Annotated in this window: 13 protein-coding genes, 1 tRNA gene and 5 pseudogenes; 10 read left to right on the forward strand and 9 right to left on the reverse strand. The window is 50.0% G+C overall.

Features of this window, described 5'->3' with window-relative positions; translation table 11 throughout:
• Positions 1-154: 154 nt before the first annotated feature.
• A pseudogene (locus GPOALKHO_RS01710) lies at positions 155-728 on the reverse strand (lactate/malate family dehydrogenase); the annotation flags it as partial.
• 120 nt (positions 729-848) lie between these two features.
• On the opposite strand from GPOALKHO_RS01710, the gene GPOALKHO_RS01715 reads away from it, so the two are divergent.
• Positions 849-1,016, forward strand: a complete 168-nt coding sequence (locus GPOALKHO_RS01715) for a hypothetical protein (RefSeq protein WP_406702705.1) — start codon at positions 849-851, stop codon at positions 1,014-1,016.
• A gap of 679 nt (positions 1,017-1,695) precedes the next feature.
• On the opposite strand, the gene GPOALKHO_RS01720 is transcribed toward GPOALKHO_RS01715, so the two are convergent.
• The 3 genes from GPOALKHO_RS01720 to GPOALKHO_RS01730 all read right to left on the reverse strand — a co-directional run bounded on the left by GPOALKHO_RS01720 (position 1,696) and on the right by GPOALKHO_RS01730 (position 5,323).
• A complete protein-coding gene (locus GPOALKHO_RS01720) occupies positions 1,696-2,991 on the reverse strand; it encodes an NCS2 family permease (protein WP_406702707.1) in 1,296 nt (431 codons plus the stop codon).
• Between the two features lie 1,354 nt (positions 2,992-4,345).
• A complete protein-coding gene (locus GPOALKHO_RS01725) occupies positions 4,346-4,540 on the reverse strand; it encodes a hypothetical protein (protein WP_406702708.1) in 195 nt (64 codons plus the stop codon).
• Between the two features lie 516 nt (positions 4,541-5,056).
• Positions 5,057-5,323 carry a DNA-3-methyladenine glycosylase I gene (locus GPOALKHO_RS01730; RefSeq protein WP_406703314.1) on the reverse strand — a complete coding sequence of 89 codons (267 nt, stop codon included), beginning with the start codon at positions 5,321-5,323 and terminating at the stop codon, positions 5,057-5,059.
• A 1,482-nt stretch (positions 5,324-6,805) separates the two neighbouring features.
• Between GPOALKHO_RS01730 and GPOALKHO_RS01735 the strand changes: the two genes are divergently transcribed.
• Complete coding sequence (locus GPOALKHO_RS01735) at positions 6,806-7,048, forward strand: hypothetical protein (protein WP_406702709.1); 243 nt, start codon at positions 6,806-6,808, stop codon at positions 7,046-7,048.
• Between the two features lie 15 nt (positions 7,049-7,063).
• On the opposite strand, the gene GPOALKHO_RS01740 is transcribed toward GPOALKHO_RS01735, so the two are convergent.
• Both GPOALKHO_RS01740 and GPOALKHO_RS01745 read right to left on the reverse strand, forming a co-directional pair.
• Entirely contained in the window at positions 7,064-7,405 is a 342-nt protein-coding gene (locus tag GPOALKHO_RS01740; protein ID WP_406702711.1) for a hypothetical protein, read from the reverse strand.
• 39 nt (positions 7,406-7,444) lie between these two features.
• The gene (locus GPOALKHO_RS01745) at positions 7,445-7,702 is read right to left on the reverse strand and encodes a hypothetical protein (RefSeq protein WP_406702713.1); all 258 of its coding nucleotides are present in this window, start codon (positions 7,700-7,702) and stop codon (positions 7,445-7,447) included.
• 224 nt (positions 7,703-7,926) lie between these two features.
• Between GPOALKHO_RS01745 and srlE the strand changes: the two are divergent.
• The 5 genes and pseudogenes from srlE to gutQ form a co-directional block, all read left to right on the forward strand.
• A pseudogene (srlE, locus tag GPOALKHO_RS01750) lies at positions 7,927-8,164 on the forward strand (PTS glucitol/sorbitol transporter subunit IIB); the annotation flags it as partial.
• Between the two features lie 63 nt (positions 8,165-8,227).
• Positions 8,228-8,455 carry a hypothetical protein gene (locus tag GPOALKHO_RS01755; RefSeq protein WP_406702715.1) on the forward strand — a complete coding sequence of 76 codons (228 nt, stop codon included), beginning with the start codon at positions 8,228-8,230 and terminating at the stop codon, positions 8,453-8,455.
• Between the two features lie 86 nt (positions 8,456-8,541).
• Positions 8,542-9,158, forward strand: a pseudogene (locus GPOALKHO_RS01760) (SDR family NAD(P)-dependent oxidoreductase); the annotation flags it as partial.
• 495 nt (positions 9,159-9,653) lie between these two features.
• Positions 9,654-10,427 (forward strand): annotated as a pseudogene (locus GPOALKHO_RS01765) (DNA-binding transcriptional repressor).
• On the forward strand, positions 10,420-11,388 hold the full coding sequence (gutQ, locus tag GPOALKHO_RS01770; protein ID WP_406702716.1) for an arabinose-5-phosphate isomerase GutQ: 969 nt from the start codon (positions 10,420-10,422) through the stop codon (positions 11,386-11,388). Before GPOALKHO_RS01765 ends, gutQ begins: the two are co-directional and overlap by 8 nt.
• A gap of 2,468 nt (positions 11,389-13,856) precedes the next feature.
• Here gutQ and GPOALKHO_RS01775 read toward each other — a convergent pair.
• Positions 13,857-13,994 (reverse strand): winged helix-turn-helix transcriptional regulator, encoded by a 138-nt coding sequence (locus GPOALKHO_RS01775; protein ID WP_406702718.1) that lies wholly within the window; start codon positions 13,992-13,994, stop codon positions 13,857-13,859.
• Between the two features lie 3,770 nt (positions 13,995-17,764).
• Positions 17,765-18,017: pseudogene (locus GPOALKHO_RS01780) on the reverse strand (alkaline phosphatase PhoX); the annotation flags it as partial.
• An 803-nt stretch (positions 18,018-18,820) separates the two neighbouring features.
• On the opposite strand from GPOALKHO_RS01780, the gene GPOALKHO_RS01785 reads away from it, so the two are divergent.
• From GPOALKHO_RS01785 to GPOALKHO_RS01795, 3 genes are all read left to right on the forward strand, one after another.
• Positions 18,821-18,910, forward strand: a tRNA-Ser gene (locus tag GPOALKHO_RS01785).
• A 3,108-nt stretch (positions 18,911-22,018) separates the two neighbouring features.
• Positions 22,019-22,927, forward strand: coding sequence for a cation diffusion facilitator family transporter (locus tag GPOALKHO_RS01790; RefSeq protein WP_406702719.1), 909 nt, complete (start codon positions 22,019-22,021; stop codon positions 22,925-22,927).
• Positions 22,928-23,558: 631 nt separating this feature from the next.
• On the forward strand, positions 23,559-23,765 hold the full coding sequence (locus GPOALKHO_RS01795) for a hypothetical protein (RefSeq protein ID WP_406702721.1): 207 nt from the start codon (positions 23,559-23,561) through the stop codon (positions 23,763-23,765).
• Positions 23,766-24,609: 844 nt separating this feature from the next.
• On the opposite strand, the gene GPOALKHO_RS01800 is transcribed toward GPOALKHO_RS01795, so the two are convergent.
• Entirely contained in the window at positions 24,610-24,828 is a 219-nt protein-coding gene (locus GPOALKHO_RS01800) for a hypothetical protein (protein WP_406702723.1), read from the reverse strand.
• Between the last annotated feature and the right edge of the window lie 516 nt (positions 24,829-25,344).

Consider the following 25,344-nt stretch of genomic DNA (forward strand, 5'->3'; position numbering starts at 1 on the left):
GGCAGACCGTCGTTGGCCACAGCTCAATGGTGCTTCACGGCCAGCCGCCGGATGTTTTACTCAATGATCGCCGCGGATGTCTTAAATTGGCGCCGCTCCTGTGGCGTGAAATCCAGCTCGATAATTACATCGTCTTGCGACCACCACCGGAGCTGTATTCGTCATCCAGCACGCAGGAGACCGTCAAGGCACGGCGACTACTGGTTAGAAGGTTGCGACAAATTTCGGCGATGATGCCGGCGACGCCATATTCCGTGCAGCCCTTCGGGCATAAATGTCGAAGCCGGTTTTGCGGGTACGGCCCGCCAGCGCGGCGAAATCCAGTGTTTAACCCGTTCTTGCCGCGGCTGAATTCCTCCGGAGTATACCGTATATCGCGCAATGAGACCAGGCCGGAAATTGATTGTCGCCATGTTCCCCCACAATAAACGCGTCGATACTTTGCGGCGCGACATCCAATTGCTTCGCCAACAGGCGGCGAAGTCGGTCGGTTCCAGTCGAATGCCGGTGCCCAAGACACGATGGCAGGGCAATCCAGGCAGTTCCAGACCCGATAGTATCGCAGGGATTGGTTGCGATGAGAAAAATGCCATTAAAGCCGCCCGCCATTATTTGCGGCACAGCCTGCTAACGATACCGGAGGTGGCGTCAAGCTCATCCAGTTGGGTCTGGCCCGGTTTCATACTGCCTCTTGACGCGGTCATAACGGCGATACCGACATCGGCGCAATGGCGCAATCCGCCGCGCTGCGGCTGCTGACCGTCATCCGGCTTATCATAGGCTGCCGCATTGGTCATATTTTACGCTGGCCTTCCAGCCGCGCCTGGTGATGTCCACCAGATACTACCATGCCGTTGGCGCGAAGCGATCATGATGGTAATGTTTTTTACGACGGCAAAACCGATTGGATGGCCAAACGGGATAAGCGTACGGAGCAGGCTACTGCATATTTTATCGTACTCCCGGTGTGTGAGGATGCCGGGTTTGTCGCGCTGCTCAGAAACGTTGTCGACTAGCAAATATCCACTAAGGCGAGCCTGACGGTCAACGCTCGTCTCCTAGCGCTGATCGGCTCGGTGACGCCGCAACAGCTGGAAGCGCTACCGGCGGATCCAATGCTGCGGAATGTCGATGAAAAGGCGTATATATCAAGGGACCCGCTAGTGCTGCCATGATCGGCGAGCTGCATTTGTTATCACGCCTGCCGGGCATTGGCGTCTGGACGGCTGGGATGTTGATGATTTTTCTCCTGGGCAGGCTTGATGTGCTGAGCCGGGGATATTTAGCTTCCAGCAGGGCATGATGCATTTTATCACCACAAAACGCTGCTGCGGGATTGATTCGAACGGTATCGCGCCGCTACACCCCATGGCGGAATCGTATCGTTTTATCTGTGAACCATGTCTACGCCGGCTTATGCGGCGGGGCTGGTGGCAGTTAAACCCGCGTCGCTCTAGACTTCGCCTGGGTCGGCACCAGAGCATGGTCATGCGGCGTCTTATCATCAATAAATGCGACGCCGACCCGCGGCACAGGTTGTCGTGATAGTGGGCTATGCTGCCGCACATGCGGTCGGCTCGGGTAATACGGCCCGTAGCGGTCTTTAAAAGAGGAAAAGAACGTCGCGGTAACCGCGTAAGGGTATCGGCGGTGAACTGGCCGCGCCGGCGTTCGCCAGCCGGCCCATAAACGGCATTAGGCGCTGAGCCAGCCCAGCTTAATGACAAACAGAATCGACAGCACAATCAGCGCCACGTTCAGATCGCGATAACGGCTGGTCAGCAGTTTTACCAGCGTCCAGGTAATGAAACCGAAAGCGATGCCGTTGGCAATTGAGTAGGTCAGCGGCATGGTCAGGGCGGTAACGGTGACCGGGGCCGACACGGTGATATCTCTCCAGTCTATCTCCATCAGCCCGGAGGTCATTAGCACAGCCACAAACAGCAGCGCCGGCGCGGTAATGAACGCGGGTACGCTTGAGGCCAGCGGCGCGAAAAACAGGCTAAACAGGAACAGAATACCGACAATGATCGCCGTAAGACCGGTGCGGCCACCAGCGCTAACGCCCGCGGCAGATTCGACATAGCTAGTTGTGGTGGAGGTACCTAACAGCGATCCAAAAAGCGCCGCGGCGCTATCGGCCACCAGCGCTTTACCCATTTTAGGGATATCGCCCTGTTCATTCGTCAGCCCTGCGCGTTTGGTCACGCCGATAAGAGTGCCGGAGTTATCAAATACGTCTGCAAACAGGAAGGCAAAAATAACGCCCGCTAGTGAGATATTCAAAGCGCCGCGGATGTCCAGGTGCAGGAAGGTTGGGGCGATTGACGGCGGCATGGAGACGACGCCGACAAATGGGCTGATGCCCACCGTGATGGACAAAAAAGTAATCGCCAGAATACCGATTAACACCGCGCCCGGCACGCGTCGGGCTTCCAGTATCACTATGATAATGAAGCCCAGCATGGCAAGAAGCGGTCCCGGCCGGGTGAGATCGCCCAGACCGACCAGCGTCGCCGGATTATCCACCACGATGCCGGCACCCTGTAGCGCGATGATGGCCAGGAATAAACCAATACCGGCGGTAATACCCGAACGCAGCGGCAGCGGAATGCTAGTGATGATCAATTCGCGGATTTTGAAAATTGACAGCGCAAAGAAAATTAACGCCGACAAGAACACTGCACCCAGCGCAATTTGCCAGGTATACCCCATATGTAGCACGATGGTATGTGTGAAAAAGGCGTTCAGCCCCATGCCGGGTGCCAGGGCGATCGGGTAGTTGGCGATAAACCCCATCAACATAGAGCCGATTGCCGCCGCAAGACAGGTTGCAACAAACACTGATCCTTTGTCCATACCGGTTGCGCTGAGGATGGTCGGGTTGACAAACAAGATATAAGCCATTGCCAAAAAGGTTGTCAGGCCCGCGACAATCTCGGTACGTACCGTGGTGCGGTGGGCCGTCAATTTAAATAGTTTTTCTAACATGTGTTTAATCTCTGAGAAGATGTCTGCACTGCTCAAGCAATCGTTATACTGCTCTTTGGACGCAGGCGCAGGACAGCATGATTAATCAGGTTCTCAACGGGTATATCTGTCCCGCAGGCATTAACGCTGCGCGCTGTTACGATAATGCGGTGCGGCGTTTTCACCATTCTGGTGCCAAAGTACCAAATAAGCACGAACGTCTTTTGGCAGACCGATCTGGCAGCGTCGGGTGACTGACAGGCCGCATCATATCGCCGGTAGCGCTAAACGTCGATCATATTCGTCTCTGCGAGATAACGGACTGCGTTGCCGGCCCAGCACAGCGAAACAACGCTTTGTCTAGCGGCTCAGGCGACTATTCAGCGATCAATCCAAGCAGCATGGCAGTTCGGGCCCAGCACCAGCATCACCAGGCCGACTTCGGCAAGCCATTCGCCGCCGAGAGTCGGGGTCTGCGTTAGCTAAGTGAGGTGGTGTTACACATGCTGTTGCGTGGTTGATATAGGCTGTCTGGTTTACCCAGACCTCGACCGATACCGGTGCGCGAGGTCAGTCCGGGAATGTGCAGTTGCCCACACAACATATATTCCGGCAATGTCGACTGGCTTATCAGCACCACCGCTATCGACGCCTTCCGCTACCCAGTGAATCAGTTGTCCCGACTGCTCTGCATCAATACGGAACGCACAACCGTGCAGCAGCGGGCTCAGTTGTTTACACAGCGCGATGCGGTGGCAAGTGACCTACTATACGGCGTCGGTCCGCACCGGATCAAGCTCAATGCCCATAGCGTGTGTCACTTGGCAGGTGGCGTGGCATAGTGAATTGCCGATATGTGTGCCGAGCACCTCAGGGGAAAGAGATAGCTGGCGCCGCGCTGAATCTGTTGTCGGTCCAGTGCATCATTGTTGACTGAAGGCCAAAATGGCAGCAGCGTTTCAGTATGGCGCAATCCATTCTGCCGGATCTGACAGGTCATACTGACCTGCCCGCCATGAATGGGCTGCATCACCTTGCGGTTGAAGTCCTATTTTAGAATATCGGGATAGGGCGCCAGTCCTAACACCTAGTCGGGTGTGTATGAAACAACAACGAGTCCTGGCTGATCATTGACGCAGCCGAGTAGCGACGGCGAAAATTCCAATATCGTATGCCAACGCGCCTTTTCTGTGGGGAAATTCCGTTTGCGGATGTTCATGGGCTGTACCTCCGGCTCGGTGAGCGTCACCGCACGCCGGTTCACCGGCGCTAAGCAGGGCGCTGAGGCGCGCGAGATGTTTATTCGGCAATTATGGGGTATAAACCGCTTGGCTGGTTCACATCGAGCTTGTCGTGGTCAGCAAGAATCACCAGTCTAGCCGCGCAGATCATAGCTGCCGGTGTCGTTGTTAGCGTCGATACCGACCTGGATGGCATGACGAAATCCGCACGGTAGCGATAAATGTTGGCGATTCACGATCACCTGATGCGTGCCTGGCGCCTGCTCACTAGCCTCCGCCAGTTTTCGCGTGGCATCCAGAGTGTTGGTGAGAATGGTTAAACCAGCCATGGCGCTCAACTTTTTCCATTAGCATCGTTGGTAGTGTCGGCGTCGAGAAAAACCGTTTGCTCTGGCTGCATCAGTCGCGCCGCGTGGCGCGGGGCCAGTGGCGGCTCGGATGTTGGTTTGATCGCTACCGCTCTGTCGTGTACCCGGCGCAACACGCCGAGCGCCCTCCTAGCGCGATGCATTCCTGCCGCGCGGTTCGCGGGAAATGCCTAGCGCTTCACTGATGCAGTCGGCGGTAGAAAAGCCATTTGCAGCGACAATGGCGGACTTGCCTCTTGCTATGCGAGATGTCACCCCATACCGTGCAGGGGAACAGCTCTACGTCGGAAACGTTCTGGTTAGAAATGAGGGACCAGGCGCTCGGTAGAAGCATTCGGCACTGTGATCGTTCACAATTCGACAGCTTGCATGCAGACGTAAACAATCTCAGCTCTGCAAATTTAAAGCCACGTTTTCAGCTCAGAGGAAATCCATGTGAAAGCGGCGTCGAGGTGACCTGCGTGACGCCGTCGCCTTTCAGCACCTCTTCGCCGGTGAGGTGCTGAGGCAGGTTCCGGCAATTGTTGCTTCAATTTTCGCAAAACGCTTCGCGGAAAGCCGCGCGTTTTCGCAGCACGGTATCCAGGACAACCTGGCTTGAAAGCCTTCCAGCATCAGCATTTCCAAAAGCATACGGCCGTCATATTGAGGCACGCACCATCCCATGTCGTGATAATCTCGCATGAGTGCATCATTATTACGTGCCCATATGTAGCGCGGGAGAGCCGGATTCCATGCCGCTATTTTGCTTCTAGGGTGGACGCCTGGCTTGTCGCCAGATTGCGATCAAGCTGCCAAGAATGACGGGATCCGCTTTTTCGCGATATTGCGCTCTAATTCATCTAAATTTGCGGCGCCGGTGGCGAAGATGGTACCTAAGGCCTGTTTATTTACGGCGTGCTGGCGCGTAACAGACCGGAACCGAAAGCGGAAAGATTCATACCGTCCCACAACAGCAGCGTCATCAATAACAAAGATCTTTTCATGGGGTTTACCTCGTAGTATGTTCATATTGATGTCGTGATATAACGATCGTCGAAAATGTTATAGCGTAATTCAACATGACATTAATTACCTATTAAATGACATGGGATGCAATAAAGCCACGTTCCTCTTTACCGTCTACTGCACGTGCCGCCGCGGAAAGTCGAGCAATGTGAAATGGGTGAAATACTCTTTCAGCAGCGAAGAATGATCCTACTGTCGTTCAGCGTAGGCGTAAACATCATTTAACCAAGTCCGTGTTGAAGTAAGAATACTTTTCAATCGCCGCTTAAGATATTCCTAACATCGCTTAAGGCATTCCTAACATAAGTAAATAATTTGTCTATAACGGTAACTAATGTTGTCTAAAGGTGTTTTGGAAACAAAAACCGTGCGCACTCATTTAATTATTGCATTTATTTTTGTTAGTTTATTTTCCCGCACTTTATTTTTGTTAGCGTGAGGAATTGATGAGCTATTTAATCAATGACAGTACTGGCTGATAATAGCGAGGATGTCTTTAAAGGTCGCGCGTGTGTTTACAGAGAAAATTGGCTGCACTGTGCTTTTGCCCCATCAGCAGTGCAAAACAGGGAAACAGGCCCGTTTTTATCTCGTAACTGGCGCTGTCGCGTGCGGGTGTGCGATTATTTTCATGGCCAGGCGGGGGCTATTACCTGCCAGGGAACAGTGGGAGATACGGCAACGGTGGGAGATACGGCAACGTCAGTGCGCACCAGAGCTAAGCGGGCGATCTCTGATTATGCAGCCGCCACCAACGTTCGTTTCCCGAAGCAGGCGCTGGTGGTAGTGCGGTGGTGTTCGTTGGTAAGGGCTGTTGCCGCCTGCACCAGTCGCGCCTGGCGCTGCCGCCCGGCCTCGTGCCAATCTGCCTTAGACTGCTAGCCAAGCTACTGCGTCAGCGAAGCGTTGAGAGCCGTCAGCTCGGCTGCGGACAGCGTGTTTAGCGTTGCAGACATGTCCGTCAGAAAAGCGAGAAGATAGGCATAGAGCGCCGTTGCGTTGCACCGTGGCGATGGCAGAACAGGATGCTATCCTGTTCTGCGGCGGTATAGAACAGGCAGCTAGCAATATAGCCAATTTGCTGGTCCACCCGGAGGCGCTGGACAAAGCAGCAGCAGCGCCTCCGGACGGGCAGGCGGAACCACGTGCTGGGAAACCTGGCCGAGCAGAGGCGCCACAGGGTCTGACTCGTTGCAGAGCATCGCTTCCTAGCGCATTGTGTCGATACTGATGCTTTCCGATGTGAGCGGACGCCCATCCGCCACCGGCAAAGGCAAGTTCAGTCATAGCGACAGCATATGCAGCAATACCCGCGCCGGTATTTCCGCCTCCTCATATGTGCCACCGATGCACCTGTCGGCGCCAAAGCCCCTGCTGGATATCATGCGTCGTCAACGATCGCAGGTAGTCAATGGTATGCGCCGCGCAGATGCCAACCGCGCTGTCGCCGCGCTGAGCTGAGCTGAGCAGCAGTGTCTAGCGGGCCCGTTTCAGGCTGTAACGACAGTAGCCCTCCATGATGCGCTCTGCGCCAGATACCGGGCACAGAGCGCACTGCATACTGTAGGCCAGAGGCTCATCCCAGTGTCCTGCCGTCTGCGAGCACAGCAATAGCACGGCGCGCCGCTGAGAGATGACGTAGCCTAACTGCGCGGTCGGGCTGTAGGACAGGCGTTTAGCCGGGAAGGGGGAACAGAGGGCGATATCTGGCGTGATGCGGTCTTTTATGCCGCTGTTGCGTAAGAGTACCCTAACAGCGCGCCAGAGGAAGGGGCGATGGCGTAGCATCGTCGTTATCCGGCTGTAGTGATAACCCATGGCTTCTCACTGCTCGCTCTGGCAGATCGATGGCGATGCTCAGTGCAGGGCGCGCGGGCGTCTAGTTTCATCAGCCAACACGCCTAAAGGCGCCGACGGGCAAGCCTGCGACGATACTGCCGCGTCGCAGGCGGGGTCAACGCCCCAGGCGAACGCAGCCGTTGTATCGGCGATAAGCCTACGAGTGCCGCGCCCGCCAATCCGGCGCCAGTTACCGCAGCGAGCTGGGCGGTAATTCGTGCGGCGCAGCGGCAGCTCGGCAATCTCTCTTTCCATCTCTCTTTCCATACGTTCCACTACCCAATGATAAAGAGAACGCCAGCGACACGACCCTTGATCGGCGTTCTAATGGCATGGATTTCTCATGGCGCCAACGCGGGGTGCGTGGCGCGAACCGTCACAGACATAGCAGTTTCGCGCGCCGTTGCCACAACTGAGGAGCGACCCGCAGCCGCCTTCGGCGTAAAACCGGCGTTGGATACTGCCGGCTCGGGGGAGAGGCTGGCCGCTGGCGCGGCGGAAAAATTACTGGACAAAGCGACAGCGTGCTGACGAAAATTGGCACGAGGATGGTGCCTGTTATAGCCGTTTTCAGGTGGGGCGTAATACCATCGACACCGTGCTGAAACCATCTTGCCGTTCATGGCTTTCGTTTCTGCGCTGATCGGAATCATCAATAGCATCTGGGCCGGGGATTGCATTACCCACGGACTTAAGCCCCTGGCCAACAGCGCGATTGGGCTGGTGACGCTGGCATTAAGGGGAAAACGCCGAGGAATCTCTGGCGGCAAAATACGGTGATTCTGTTCCGAGAAGGTGCACATGAAGGCGCACATTAAGGATATCGAGGCTTATCTACTGGTCAGTATGGCGATGATTCCAGGGGGATCGAACCTTTCCCATTACGGCAGCGGGTCGGACGCGACGCAGAATCTGCGCGGACTGGAGCATATCACGGTCCATTTGGCGGCACCGATCAGGCTGAATTTCCTGGCTCAGTGCATGTCGCAGGTCCCATGCCATCGGATGTTGCAATTGGCAGTGAACTGACTATACAGACATAAATATCATCATACGGGAGATAGTAATGGATAGGTGGCGATAGCAGTAGATAGTGGCAGACTTGGCTCTTTTTCGCCGGATATCGTGTCACAGTAGCCGATCTGCATGGTGAGCATACGCAGTAGAGGTTGCTGAGGAACTGAACGAACAGGGGATAGGAGAAGTTGACCGCGGCTGGCAGGTAGACGTCACGAACGAGCAGAGCATCATCTCTCTGGCGCAGCAGGTGGATAAGGCCTTGTGAGGGGTATATTGCTGGTCTACAGCGCTGGCGTCGCAAAAACCGCGTCGATTGCCAATTCAGGTTGAACGATTTCAATATGTCGTTATAGGCCAATCTGGAGAGGTATCTTCTGTGCGCGTGAATTTTTCCGACTGATGATCCGTGATAAAACCGCCGGTCGTATTATTCAAATCAACTCGAAATCGTGGAAAGTCGGCAGCAAACTTGGCGCTGGATTTGACAGAACATGGCATTACGGTGTTGTTTGGCAATCTACTGAAATCGCTGTGTTCCAATCGTTGCTGCCGCAATACGCCGAAAGGCTGGGTATCCCTGTCGAGCAGGTGGAGCACCATTATATCGATAAAGTGCCGCTAAACAGGGTTGTGACCATCAGGACGTCCTGAATACGCCAGAAATAAACCTCGTACCGGTCAATCCATCAACATTACCGGCGGTCAGGTGGTGCTTTCAGGCGCCCTCCCCAGCGGGCGTCGGGGGAGGGCGTTGCCAAGGAGAGAAAACATGAGTCAGAGCTCGGTATTGATTATGTTTGCTCTGCTCGCCTGATCCGGCCAGATTTTGCTAAGTTGGCGCCAAGTGCGGCGCTTTAATCGGGCGTTGATGCAATTATAGGGGCCGGGATGCGTCGGCGTCAGCCGCTCATTGGGGTGTTTTCGATCGCGGGTGGTGATGGTGCTGGCGTTTGACGGCCAAGGCAAGCGTCCGCGGCTGGTTCGTTTTACGCGGAATGACGGTGTTTGCGCGGCCGTAACCGTTAACGTAACTGATAGGATTGCAGCGTGAACAGCTCAATCCGATTGTGATCTACCTTAAAGAACTGGCGTGTCAAACCGCCCTAGCATTAGCGATTGAACCGAAATCATGATATTTTCATTTTAAAACATTCTTGCTTTCATCGCCGCCGTTGGCGGCGGATCTGGTGGCAAGGGAATACTCCGTTTGGAAAAATATCATGAGAAACCTAGGTATCGTCAGACCGAGATAATCGACTATCTACAACTCCACGGCAAAATCTCCATCTAGGATCTTGCCGGGCATGTCGCCCTCACTGACACCACTATCCGCAAAGATCTGAGCCAGTTGGAAGAGGGAAGTGTGATAATACGCACTCATGGCGTCATTGTGCTCAGTCGTGAAGAGGGCGACCAACCCATCGATCGCAAAACCCATGTCAATACCGCTAAAAGCGGTAGATTGCCCGGCATGCGGCATTGCCGATCAAAGATGGCAAATCGCTGATATTCGGCGCCGGAAGCACGGTGTGGCACATGGTGCCCTGGCTGGCGTAACAATATTACCGTCATGACTAATAGCCTATGTTAGCGAGATGGTTAAGCTGGATAATGATTAGGTGATCCTAATGCCGGGGCACTCTATCGGAAAATTCTACCTCTTTCCACGGCACACTGCCGGAGGCGGCATTTTCCGATTTCAATTTCGATAAATTGTTCATCGGCGCCGACGGCGTTGATTTGACCGCCGGTGTGACCACGTTAAATGAATGCATGTGGTCAGCCAGGGGATGTGCCGGGCCGCACAGCAGCGTATTTTCTGGTGAATTCGTCAAAGCTCGGCAGTAAAAGTTCCAATATCGTCTGCGCACTTAGCGCGGTGAGGATTCTCATTACCGACAACGATATTCCGCCGGCCACGCTCCAGGCATTGCGTGATAGCGGTATCGAGGTCGTCGTGGTGGGTAACGAAGATGAGTGATGAACGATTATTGGCCTTCGCCCGAGAAACGTTGGACATTGAAATCAGTGAGGCGCAGAGGATGCGCGATCGCCTCGATGGTAGTGTTGTTACCGCCTGCCGATTGCTGCTGGCCTGCGAAGGAAAAGTAATTGTCGCCGGCATGGGTAAATCCGGCCACATCGGAAAGAAAATTGCCGCGTCTCTGGCCAGTACCGGTACGCCGGCTTTTTTTGTCCATCCGGCAGAAGCCCTGCATGGGGATTTGGGCATGATCGATGCCCGTGATGTGGTGGTGTTTATTTCCTACTCCGGCCGCACGCGCGAGTTGGACACCCTGTTGCCGCTATTGACGGAAAGCCAGATTCCTGTGATTGTGCTGACAGGCAATCTGACGTCGCCGCTGGCCCAGGGCGCCGCCTGCGTGCTTAACATCAGCGTCGAGCGTGAAGCCTGTCCGATGGGGCTATCGCCGACCTCCAGCGCGGTAAACACCCTGATGATGGGGGATGCGCTGACGATGGCGCTGATGCGCCAGAGAGACTTCGGCTTGGAGCAGTTCGCCCGGTCACACCCTGGTGGCAGCTTAGGTGCGCAATTGTTCAACCGTGTACATCATGTGATGCGCCGTGGCGAGCGTATTCCGCGCATCGCCGTACAGGGCACGGTTATGGACGCGATGTTTGAACTCAGCCGCACCGGGCTCGGTCTGACCGCGGTCTGCGGCCCTGCGGATCGTTTGGTGGGAGTGTTTACCGACGGCGATCTCAGGCGCTGGCTGGTAAAAGGACAGGCGCTCACAGTGCCGATTGCCGACGCGATGACCACCCCCGGGTATCGACTCCCCCTCGACTGGCGTGCCGGTGCGGCGCTTGAAGCCCTGCATCAGCAGCAAATCACTGCGGCACCGGTGGTCGATGCCAAGGGTGACTTAGTGGGGGCCATTAATATGCACGATCTGCATCAGGCGGGTATCGGCTAAGCATTATTGCCGAGCGTGCATAGTGTACGGCGTTGGGCTACTGAGCGGCTCTTGCGCAGATTTGGAGCACCGTGGCGTCGGGAACCATTCAGCAGAGTACGGATGGTGTGTCCGCCGCCGATGGGGTCTGCGCGGGCTGAGGCGCTGTGGCGGCCCTATAGCGTTAGCGTTTCGGTGTGCCCATCATCTGTTGGCCGAAAGCTTGTTCCCACTCTGTTTTGAATTGCGTGACCACGGTATCGACCGTAGGGCTTACAGTAATTGCTCAGCAATGTCGGCCGCTAATGTCATATGGCAACACCCTGCCAGCATACAATCCAGAACCTGCCGCAGCGCTTTGAGGCTGGCGGTCAGCATTTGGCAATCATGGGCATACTGCATGGGCATACTGATTCAACAAGGATTGAAGTTCACGGACACATTGCAAGTCGCTGCCACCTTGGGCATCTATCAGGTTGATATAGGGGCGACAACTCCCGCATCGGCGTACCACCGTTGCGCGATCGCGCGCATACAGCGCAGATGCTTAGGCAGACTATACGACACGCGTTGAGCGGCGGCGCTATCACCGTTGACAATTTTCGTGTGGTCGGCAAGGGCAAGGTACGTGACGCGCGGTACAGAGCCGCATCGTTAAGCAAGCAATGTCATAGCACCTTGGCGCTCGGCCGTCGATCTCCTTCGAGTCAGGTGGACGTTTGTGATCAGGGGTAGTTTACGCCTAACGGAAAACCGTGAGCTGGCGGAGGTTCACACACAAAATTAATAAATAAAAACGAAATATGTTTATTTATTTTTATTAATATTATCATTTGTGATAATAATAGAATGGAACAACCGAGGGAAAGTGGAACAGCGGAACAGTGGAATAGTAGGATTTGGCAATAAGAGAACTAACGAGGACACGACATTTTACAAAGATCTTCAACACAGCGATGGCAACCTGCTGAGAAAAACAGCAGCTTACGGCATTCTGTTGTGTCACCGGACAACCGCTATTTATACAACCTAGCGAAATAGCCGGAACCATCACGCAATATCATTTCGGCAAGGAGGGACATTAAACCGAATTCAGGGCTGGCCTAACGCTGTGGCGGTACAAGACACCTGCAGCACGGCAAAGAAGCTCGGAAACTATACAGATCTCACGCCGTGCATCTGGTCGGCGGATATTAAATGACGCCCAAGGGGCATTTCTATGTTACTGAATAGACTTTCAGCACGATTAGCGGCTATCGTGCAACGCCTTGGCCTTGATCGGCTATTGGGCGGTGGAAAAGCAGCCGCGCGGCATCACCACGGACGACAACGGTAAAGGCTGGCGGTGTCCGGCGAGAAAAGCTCGGTGGTAGGCAGTGAGGATATAGCCGCGGCTACACGCCTTGCTTACAAGCTACACAGTGATGCGCTGCTGCTGTGTATCGAAAAGCCAAAACAACCAAGACTGCTTGAACCCCTCATACAGCGGTCGGCAGTGAGCAGCTATCATTTCCCGGTCGGGATGTTAGGATGGCTATTGGATGGTTCATGAGAAGTGTTTCAACTGATCTGTTTTGTGATTATTGCGGGAAAGGAATTCGACGATACCAGGCTATTGGCGAGCACTTCAAAGGCTTTTCTTACCCGTGCGCTGCCCATGCCGGGTGTATCCACAGATAAAACTGCTGCAAACAAGGCAGGCGGTCGTTTTCCACTAGTAGCGTGCGGTTACGTCACGCTGGGCCTTGACGCCGATCAGATTGGAGGTGGCATATAGGCCTAGTGCTCACCGCCACGCGGCGATAATGTTGGGGTGGTCGGCAAGAATTAGATGGATAGGCTCAGCTGGCAGATGCGCGTAGTGCGCCGAGCAGCTCCACACCGTCGTGGAGGTGTGGAGCAAGTGACCCTTCGAGGGTGGGATCTTGCCGGGTCGAGAGGGTCATATCGATTTCCCCACGGTACGTTCATTTAAAACGAGCTGCGGCCCACAATTCATCTCCAGATTTAAACAGAGCGCCCAGCGGGCAATTTGACTCAATAAATACAGCAACAAGGTTTCCGAAACGTCGAGATGGGATTCAGTACGCTTGGAAAACGGCTGTCCTTAAGAGAACGAAGGCATCGTTGTGTTGCTTTTTACGGTCTTCTTTTTTGATCAAGGGCCATCCTCACCGGATTTTCCATCTGCTGCATCTGCTGGCTGATAGCCCAATGCGTCCGGCCTAATTGCATGTGCCCGGGCAAAGTTGTGCAGATCGGCTACCGCGACAAAGGTTCTCAGAAGTTAGATATCAAGGTTTCTAGTTCTGCCGTAGGCCCGAACGCGGCTCTCCGCCTGCTGACGGTGTAGCCCCATATTACATCTGCATCAGGGATCGCCGGCTCGTTCTGCGAGCATGGGGCTTATGCAGTAAAGCGTGCCGCTCACTGCGCGGCGATTAGGGTGAGGCGTGCGATCCAGAAGTGACGCCTGGATGGGTTAATAGTTAATCATCATTGTCGGGGCCGTACTGGTTCGCCCAGGCGATGAGCATCGTAAAATGTGTCTTTAACGTTTTGCCCAGCGGGGTAATGGCGTACTCCACGGCGACTGCTGAAGACACGATAATGTGGCGGCTGATCAAACCCGTTACGTTACAGCCAGCTCAGTGCTTCTCGAGGATGATGGGCTAGCGGCTACCTTCTTGGTGTATCGCCTGACGTCAATGTCAATCATAAAGCGAAGTGACAGAGTGAACTAATGGCGAGCGTTGGCAGGGAGATAGTATAGTCATTGCGGCGGGAAGATAGTCTGACGAACTTGCTCCGCTACTTGGGCAGCAACTGGCAATGATCGAGGCAGGCGAATTTAATCACGCCAAGGTTAATATCCGGCTAGAAGGGGACGATTACTGCTTCAGTGTTCCGATCTCGACAGCTTTGCCAATCCAGTAAACCAGGAACCGGCAGATAGCTATTCGGTGAAGAAAGAAGAAATGTACAGATGGCTACGAAAGCAATTTAATAATATGAAAATGCCACGGCTGGAACGTATAGTTTCTGGTCAACGCTCCTGTCCTGCAGATGGCTGCCAGGACTCAGTTATATATCTGGTAAGTAACGGATCTACCTCATGGTGACGCACTGTGGCATGACACCGGGACCGTTGATCGGATGGCTTTGCGGAAGGGTTCTTCACGATAGGCGTTCTTCACTTCTAAGTGTTTTCTCTCCTGTTTTCTGCGTTATATTTCCCGGCTGCACAGTAATTTTCAGTCGATGTTCACCACTAAAATGAGGATCAGAAAGCTAATAAATAAATTCTGTTAAACGGCATTAATAAAAACCTGTCTATAATAAAAACCTGTCTATTAATAAAAGCCTGTCTATCATGGGCAGGCCTGAAGCGTTTAAACGTATAAAATATAAGGCTATATCTGGTCATTATAGCTTTCCTACGTATTAGTTACAATTAGCCAGAACGCCTCTGCAGAAGAGCATCACTAGCCGATAGTATCATTATTTTGCGTGTTATGTTATTTTATAAAATTTAAGCTCATATTTCGTATACCGAAAATAACTAGTTATATGTTTTCATGCTGTAGTTTCAGAGAAAGATTTAACAAGAAGTTAATATGAGAATAAGTAAGATAGTTGTATTCTCACTAACGATGGCTTCAACTTCGACTCTGGTATTTCAGGCGAAAGATACGGCGAGTTCAGATTTTTAGGAAATCAGTTGCGTACTATAGAAGATAGCATTATCAGTAACTTTTACAGTCAGTATAGTAGCCAGTTCCAGACGACGACTTTAGGAGCCTGTGCTGCTGTAGCAGCACTTGAATACAACTTCTCTTTCTGTTCAATGCTACGTTAGTCAAAAGCTTTGAGAGAGTTAAATAAGTATATTACTTGTAAGGTTAAAAGATTCTAATGTAATTGGCAAGAGCAATAAATTCCATAAAGTGTGTGAATAAAATGAAAGAACATTTCTCATGGATGTTATTCCCAAGGTGAATTGAGAAGACTATTAAGTCTAGCAAGGAGATCTGTTATTCAGTAGATCTCTTATGAAAGGCGTTGTTAGATTTTACATGTATTAATAAGTATGTACACCTGAACCGCCGACTACAACAACATTAAACCAATGATCCTCAGCCGAAGAAAATCGTAGTCGCTGATAATAAAATTTACGTCACCGATCCGTTGAGAAGTAAAATTATTGCATTAAACGCTACTTCTTTTAAAAAGACCAGTGAAATTAGCGTCAAAGGACATTCCTGTGGCTATCCATTAAATAGGGATTAGTGACACGCACTGACTGCCACATAGGCGAATTTCGCGCGTACTTGGCCTACAACGAAATAGACTCGACGGGTAAGCTACTAAATCAAACGGACGCTATCTGATTCGGTAGGGTCGAGCAGAATAATCCGGTCTGACCAATAATTATCGATAAAATATTGCATTCCCTTACCATTGATCAAGGTCGATGTGCTTCTCTCTGGCAACGTTTTTTCGTATGACAGGACAAAAGTCTCACAAGAGTCGGCTGAGCTGTGAAGTCCGTGGCATAAGGCATTATCACCCACTTTTTACCTTGCAGGTCCACCACGCGAGCGCCGGCAGGTTGTTTGAAGCATCATCAGGATTAGAAATGAATACGACAGCATGATTATCGCAAGAAACAGCAACGCCACGATGCGGAGCATTTACTTTAGTTATATTCCTGCTGACCTTTAGAGCGGCGCTTTCACCAAGGATTTACGCGCTATCTTCCACGTCAAACCACTTGGCAATTTTACCCTGACGTTCAATAACATGACTAGGTTTCTTACCCGTTCCTTCCAGTGGTAATAGTTTTGAATATCAATATTCATGATCTCCGTGATCATGGAAAGCAATGCATGAAGCGATTGTCGATACTACGCCAGTATACCCTGGATAGCGAAATTAAATGCGAGCTTATCTCTATCCAGTGAATAATAACATTCACCATCGGCGACGAACAGACGCCATGCGGTTACATCTTCATCTGCGAAAGCAGGCATCACAGAAAGGCCTAAAGGCAACGTTAAGATGCAGTAGATAGCAAGAATTTCTTCATCATGATGTTCTCCATCATATATATAAAACTGATCGGCGGGTATTTGTGGTGAGTATTACGGTTATTGCTCGTCGCTATTACAATCGCCGTTACGTTATGTCTATCATTTACAGGTATTTAGATGCAGGTATCTTTGCTCTGACAAGGCACCCGCATAAAAGCACGCCAGCTATGTTAAGATCAGCTTCTCTGGCAATTTGTTCAACCAGGATAAAATGTTTTCAGAAAAACAACTAATGCGTTGTTTTCTTTAATTTTCTTAAGTATGCTGGCAACGTCAGTGGCAGAGGCCTCTGATTCGGTATATATCCCTTGAAGGGAAAGGAAGTGTAAGTGTATATTGAATGCATATGGCCTTCGAGGCACTATACTTTTCCTGCAGGATCGTAGCGACAGTCTTAATGATTTTATTTTCAGGTAAGTTTTGCATCATAAGCACGGGTATTAGCCTGATAAAATCACAATCACTTTTTATCTTGTGAAAAAGCTTTTATAATATTGCATTTGCCACTAATTACCAGGTATGTAGATCAAACGATTCAGCATGAAAGACCTCTTTGTGCGGAAGTTTCACTTACCTCGATCAACCGAGAAATAAAACTTTTAAGTTGTAAACCATTTACCAGTATGATATCTGACGTTAGATATAGCGATCGCGTCAGCAGGAGAGAGTGCTTATAAACATGAGCATCGCCATTGTAGCCGACAATAGTATGCAGTTCTATGTGGTACAGGCCGATATTTTGCCATATCGCCAATAACAGAAAAGCTTGCTATGATTAATTTTCGCTTTCTCCGAAAAGTAAAAAATAAAAAGCATAAATGTCGTCAGGATACATAAAGACATGAAGCGGGTTTTATTATTAAATAATTTCCTCGAGTGGTAGTGAAAATTTAACGAATTTTTACCTCAGCGGTTTATCGGCATAAGCAAGTCATCAATAGTCGTGACATCAATGGCATGAAAAGGCTTATCAAGCATGATATGTTTGCCTGTTGAGGGATGATAAAGGGCGTGCATTGAAGCTAATCTCCTGATAATGCACTAAGCTGTCTTTTCAAGTCATGCTAATCCTACTGACACCAATGCGCCAGTAGCACAGAAGCCACTTAACGGAACGAATCCCTGCTATATCTTTAAGTAGTGTTGACCCACCAGAACCGTTAAGGCAAATGATGGCAGTTAAGGGAGCCTTTTGTATCGTCCCAGTAATATTTTGTCGCAGGCAAACCCTTATAACCCAGCGCTATATTTGCAAAACGCAAAGAGTAGTCGTGCATGACATCCATTCTATATAATGTAAAAGTTTAATCGATTTTTTGATAAGGAATGTACATGTACGAAGCCAGGCTTAAGGTAGTGTTAATTGAGCCTTCGCCGGGATGCGGGATGTTAATGAACAGTGCACGATTGCCTGGTGTAAAGGGATACCAGTAATTTCACACCCGCGTGACCAGGTCAAAACGGCGATACTCATTAGTGCCTGGTAGGGTCGCCGCCATTTGGTTATTCTTCATCCCTTCATGCGCTTTTATTAATTGCACTGAAGGAGACATCGGTCGAACACTAGAATATATCACGTAAATTTCGCTAAGAGGGAGGGGGTCTGTACCCTCTTAGCTCCAGTGTATGGGAACTGATTGTTGGTGCGTGGGTTGGCTGCGTCTATCGTGGTTTTGCCCTCTTTGGTATGCTTGCGCGTTGTGGAGGTCGGATCGTAGGGGTCAATCTCCACCACTCAGCCAGTGTCGAAGCCGTGACCGCAGATATCTTGTTTCGTATTCCATCAGTATCAGGTGCAGTGCTTTGTTACGGCTTTTTCGCACATCGGTTTATATACCGGTTATAATCGCCTGGGAACACAACCTACCATGTGAACACCGGCCCACCATCACCGGAAATATCCTCAACTTGCTTCAGAATGGCAAGAGCCGGCGCGAGAACGGAACGATATGCGAAGTGCGCATTTTAGCTCCGTGTCTGGAATAACAGACTCTCGCAATGGCCTCGCGGGTGGGAGGGGTGGAGGAGACTATTCAGATTCTGTTACCAGCGGGCAAAACGCGGTTCACTTGAATGAATGAACACATGCTCCTTCTTGACATAAAATTCCAGTGTCTGCAAGGGAGCGAATTTTTTCAGAAATTTCTTTGCCAGTGCCACCAATTTTGCTGCTCATTGACGAGATAGATAGAGGGATTGATACCGCCCTATCCTAGTTTGTTTCATCTGAATTGGCGGGATGCGTGCTTTGCCATGGCCACTTGATCATCATCTTGTTCGATAAATCATCACTTGAATCGTGATGACGGATTAATACTATTAAAATACCGCAAAACAGGGCATGATAACAATCGTAAAAAGGAGAGATGCCGGAGTGGCTGAACGGGGCGGTCTCGAAAACCGTTAAGGGAGCAATCCCCTCCAGGGTTCGAATCCCTGTCTCTCCGCCACTTTCAGGGGCACAGACAATTCCCTGTGTCAGCACTCCTTCAGCCTTGTTCATCATAAAAACAAGATCGCTGTTTTACGATGAACAAAAGGTCGTATCAGCCAGCAGACCTCAAAGCAGATGTTTACATTTAACCTTCCACTTAACCTTCCACGGCGTCCGCGCTTTTAATGATTGCCAAATGGCATTGCGCGCCGCCTCAGATTTGCAGGTTTGTAGATAACACTGATGTGTGACTGAGCTGCATGGATGCCATACAAAATGACCGGTGGTACTACGGCACATAGCTGACAAAAGGAGTGAGCCTGAAAATGAGAAATTTGTTGGCTACCATCCATACCGAGAGACCCTCCGCTATGTTGCGCGCGGCCATGCAATTGATGATGATAACCGTGTGTCATTTCGGTATCAACTACCCTAGGCAGTGGGTCTTTCCAATATCTGAATCGATTTTAGGTATTGACAGCTAGCGGTCAGCAGCATTAATCCTCAATGATGCTTAGGCCCGAGCTCGCAAATAAGACGATAGATATGGATGTGGCGTAAGAGCGCAACTAATTTGGCTTCGATAAACTCATAATCAAGGGAGTAAGAAAGTAATGTTGGCACTGGTATTCAATGAATTGATGGCGTTTGGGTAATGCTTTGAGATTGATGATGAAAACTTGCATGCCTTCTCAAATATACCGATAAGAAAATGTACGGCTATATTTTGCTTTTAAAATTAAATATAAATATTAAGTTGCTTTTGCTTGTTCCAGTTGTTATTTTTGACGCTCAAGCGTTGGATGATACTAAAAACTTTCACTATGCCGAGAGAATCAAAAAACTATTTATGCGATTTTTCTAATCAAGGCGCCATATTATCTAGATTAAAATTACATATTATTAATTCAATAAAGCGAAGAGCATTTTCTTTTATCCCGCAGGGATAGGAGGTTGATGTGGGTAGTGATGATGCGTTGTATCCGTGGTTGGCACTACCTTTTCCGTTATCTTACGTTCCTTAAATGTCAGATTGTTGGAAAGGGAGTAGCGTCCGTCGATTGTCGGAAGCAAATTGTGCCCCATGCCAGAAGAGGCACGGTTTAGCTCTACACGTTGCGCGGGTAATGTCGAGATTTCCGAATGATAGGTTCACGGTCACTTCGACGGGCATTCGCGCTGTAAGGCATTCCGTTGATGGATTTAAAATGAGCGCCGCGGTCGCTTGTCCGTGGCGCGTAATGTCGGCTGACAATTAAGCACGCATAGGGTGAAAATTATTGAGATTAATATCTATGAAATGATATTCATGGTGAGTAGCTGACGCAGATGCAATAACGCTATTAAGACAATTTGATCACATGAACACTTGCTATAATAAAGAAATTTTCTGATGGCGTTCAGATTATTCTTGTGGATAATGTTTGGCCATCGCCAACGAAGACAATTCTCTTAGAAATAAATCTTTAGGATGGCGGGAAATTTATTGACAAGCGCCACATTACGTTTAATAGTTAACGATGGTGAGTAATACAGGCTAGGCCACTTAATCTTTATAGGAATAGGCCGGCCTTTCCGATAATGTTGAATAATGATTTAAAGTTATTTGCTTCAATTAATTAATAAAAATGATACGATCTCTGTGTCAAATTTAATGGATTTTGTCGCATAAGTATTAATCGTTAAAATAGATAGTCTTCTCTAATTCGTAATGCGGAGGGTGCTTGCAGCGGGCACACAACAATAGACGTATAATATTCGGCATTTTTTAGCAGCTTAACGTATTTGACATCGTAATTATTAGTGACACTGTATCGAGTAAGCATTGCGTCAGGTATAAAACGGTGCAGCCAAATGACGACGACACTAAAACCAGGACAATACCATGAAAATGATAACTTTAGCTAACAATAATGCTCAGAAAATGCCCAGAAAGTGGATGTCGTGCCTGAAATGAATGGTCAGGAATAGATGGATGGGATAAATAGAGCATTGACGACTATTGTCAAAAAATGCGGGAATCAGAATTGAGAGCGAGAATGCAGAAGAGTTAAGTAGACTGCTGCGTCGGGCAGGGGAGTAACAGATATCCCTCCGCTGCAAATTAAGGATATGTTACGATGATGCATAATATATTCGTATAAAAATTACACGATATCTCACCCAACTTCAGCAGCACAGTGCTTTGGCGTCTTGAGGTAAGAATCGATGACACGGGCGTGGGCGGCGGAAAATGTTTAAAATACAACATATTTTCACGCCAGCATATGACGGAATGATATTCTTTTGTTGGCCATTGTTGTCGTGCAGCGGTTGTTGATTAATTTCATTACCGTGCATCAACGTAGCGACTTACCGCTTTAATGCCTATTGTGTTTCTTTAGGTTTTTTGAGCACAATGGAAAAACTGTGTCTGTGCAGACTGCTGTTTTCAGTCGCTTGCCGCCAGCGCACGTCGCCCCAGGAATAACATCAAAGCGCTATCGCCAGATAGAGAAGTATCACCGTTAATCATTTTCTATAAGGAAAAGATAAATGTATATATAATAATTTTACCTTAATTTTATTAGAATTTGCTGCCTGGAAGAATAGTGCACCGCTCGGTGGCAGAAACAGGTAATGTTCGTAAAGGGTTAACAATAAAGCATGATGCGCTGACTATATTGCGCAATGTAATGCGGCTGTTTCGGTAAATCATGTCCAGAGTTATTAAAATAAGGAATCATGTTGCAAAGCAGACATTTATTCGCTTGCTGAGCTTAGCGCGATTTATTAATGCGCCAAACCTGTGACCGTATCCGTTAATCAAGCCGGGGCGACAGCAGACGTATGTGGTACTGATGCAACGTGCCAAATTCAGCAAGGCGGACTCGACGCCCCAGATACCGGAATGGATGGTAAGCGGTTTGAGTGCCTTTAGGGTACTGTGCTTAGATCATGGATGTTAATAATAAATACGTTATTCTATTGTTGTTCAGCGTAAATGGAAACCAGCAAAGTATTTATTTAGCGCTCACGCTTTTTCCTAAGTGAAAAGCTGTTTTTCATTCTCGAATCAACACAATAAACTATTGAATTTAATTATAGTATGTATGGTAAATGATTATCATTTGGATAAAACATTATGATTGCTAGGCTGCCTAGAAAACGCCTGATGCGTATCGCCTCGCTGGTGTCGCTTGGTGTGGCGTTAACGTTGGTATGCATCAAGATTTGGGCATGGCTAGAAACGGGCTCCATTGCATTACTGACCTCGGCGGCGGATGGTTTAGTCGATGTATTGGCGTCAATAGTCACGTTAGTGGGCGTATATTATGCACAGCGGCCTGCAGATCACGGCCATCGTTTCGGCCACGGTAAAGCAGAAGCCATAGCCGTGTTTGTGCAGGCAATGCTATTGGCGGCGGCCGGAGCCGCGCTCGGGATGGAGTCTGTCAGCCGACTCATTACTCCGCGGGCACTTGCCGCGCAGGGACTGGGCATTATTGTGATTGTTGTCAGCACCCTTTGCGCCAGCTTGCTGGTGACCATGCAAACGCTGGTGGTAAAATATACGCAGTCGACGGTAATCTCCGCCGATCGCGCGCATTACATCACCGATATCGCGGTGAATACTGCGGTGTTCTGCGCGCTGGTCATCGAGCATCAGTTTAGCTGGATCAGGGCAGACGCCAGCGGGGCGCTGGCCATTTCCTGTTATATGGTTTGGAATTCTCGCGATATGATCCGTGTCGCAATGCTGCAATTGCTTGACCGCGAGCTTGATGGCGCCGATCGCCGTCGCATTGCCACCGCGGCACTGAGTTGTCCAGGAGTGGAAGGGGTTCATGACCTTCGTACCCGCAACGGCGGAGATCGGGTATTTGTCGAGCTACATTTGGAAGTGGATGGGCGGTTGACCGTCGATACGGGTCACGCTATTTGCGATAGTGCGGAAGCGGCTGTCAGGGCACTATTCAGCGTAGCGGAGGTTTCCGCACATCTTGAGCCGGCCGGAATTACGGACGAACGGCTCGACGATCTTATCAAGTAGCGCCGATAAGCACACCTTGCGGCATCGTTTGGCGCTCGCCAGCGGTAAAAACATCACCGAAAACTGTGGGTGCCGAACGCCACTTTCACTATCATCGGAGCGGAATGACGTATTAAAACTATCATCTAACGGCAGTGCGAAAAATGATAATTATCATCTTTCTCGTTATCGATATCTAGCCTTAGTCGCTAACGTAGAAATGACGCGCATTTTCCCCGATGCGGCTTAATTTATGACAATCAACCACAGAGAATAGCGAATTTGCTGTGCGTCGCCGATTGGGTAAAGCCACGACAAATATCTTGTTGGCCTGTAATGTCCAGAAATAATTCGCCGCTATACCCAAAAAAAAATAGCGATACCGCGAGTTTTGGCTAAAATTATTGTATGCCTGATCAAACAAGGATGATCAGTTATAGAATAGAGATACCCACGGCACTAAGCAGTAAATAGCCTGTAGGGGATGGCGTTAATCCCTTGGGCGCGCAGGCCGATCGCCGTCACGAAAGTGTGTTCAATCAAATTGAAATAAAATAGAACGGTTAGGCATGCGTAATCACTAACTAAAGATAAAAACACCTTGCGTAACCAGTGCTTTTATTACTGCATTAACAGGGTAAATAAGTGCGATATGAGAAAATTACTGGTACTGCTGTTATCAGTCTGCCTGGTGGTGCTGGCGGTGGTGCTTATCGGCCCTGGCGGTTACCATGACGCTCCCGAGCCCGGTCGCGGAGCACACTTTCTCTTTCTGCCTGGCGTCGCGCAAATTGTGTTAATTGTCGGTTTGGCCTATTATGTGCTCAACGGGATCTATTATCAGAAGCCAAACGATTAGTATGGCGGTCAAGTCGCCTCACATACCGCCAACCTATGTGGTGGCTGGTAACAATAGCAATATGACAGTTGTGGATATGAATGGCGAACGTTTTACGTCAACCAAAGCCACTATTATCGGCGAAAATTAATGGCGATTACCTGGGAAGTCCATTGCCAATGGCTTGTGATCTTCTCACCTTCTCGCTAAGGCCTGCCGCGGTAGGCCTTTTCTGCCCGTCTTAATGGTGTCTCAAACATTTTATTACCCGCCTGGCGCCGTCCTGAACATGCATTAACATAATAATTTAGGAATGGCATTAACCCTGCAACTATAAAGCCCGTGCGTAACGGGGTATCTGGGGGATCAGGTGAGGATATATAAAAAGTTTCACTGTGAACGCTGGTTGAAAATTTGTCTATATCTTGGTTTGCAGCCAGCTTGGCTGGGGCGTGACCAGCGCAGTAGTGTTGTTGTTACTGGTTTATTGGCTATTTGATACACCTGTAATTAATTTTGCTGAGCTGCTTATTACTTTCGTTATCTATAGTCCTTGTCCTTGTCAACATACTGCGCAGTTGCATTAAATTGGGTCATGATGAAAAAGAGCTGAGGTCAGGAACGAAATGATCTTGGCAAGCCTCCATGACGGCTCGCCAAGACAAAGGGTGGTTGCCGCAGACAAAACCGATTATTATTCTTTGATGCGATCGAACGTCGGCCGCTCTGTAACGCCAGAGCAGCAGCAACTTGCTGACATGCTAACGCAAGAATTATTTGTCCTCGTTCTGAACACCCTGGTTGAACAGCATGCCCGTCACCGCAGTCAAGTGCGGTAACTGCTCTGGTGCGCCGCGTATAGATTTTATCGCGCAATCTGGATACGGTGGATGTAGATTTGTCGCCGGACATTCATCCTCAGCGGCTGCATTTCGCCGGTGAGGATCTTTGCCTCAATCTGCGTCAGGATATCTAGATGCGGGTAGTGCAACATCCAGAGATCTTGTCTTTTATGCCAGCAGGATATTTGTTTAGCGATGGCACCAGCGTGACCGGCGCGAATAACAAATTTACTTTGGAACACCAGTGTCGCGTTGATGCGCGATATCAGTGAAGCGTTAAGGACAATGTCGATGTTGTATATGAGTTTGGCTATTTATTTATCACGCAAATTATACGATCCACACTATCGGGTCCTGTTCGCTCGAGGCGCGGAAACGTCAACTTACTGTAACATCTCATGTTTATCAGATGATGTTGACCACCATCTTGGGTAATCTTGATGTCCAAACCCACGATCGGATCATTACCATGGTGTATGACATGAAATCGCCAATTCCCAAGTGGGTAAACCGCAGCGACTGGCACCTTTCGGAGGTCATCAGGGGCGCAGATGAGGTAGCACAACGCATGCTCAATTATGCTCATGGTGAACCGCATTCAGCGTTCTGAGGTTCATGGTGTTAATTCCTTTGCTACCCGACGCACGACTTCAGGCTAAAACGCGCGGGCTAAAAGGCTCCTTCATCCGTCTCAAGTCGCCTCGTGCGGGCCACTCCTTGCATGAGGCGTTTATGGGGCCTGGGAGCCCCGTAGCGCA

Origin of the sequence: Sodalis sp. (in: enterobacteria), from assembly GCF_036327475.1 — a bacterium.
Lineage (GTDB): Bacteria > Pseudomonadota > Gammaproteobacteria > Enterobacterales > Enterobacteriaceae.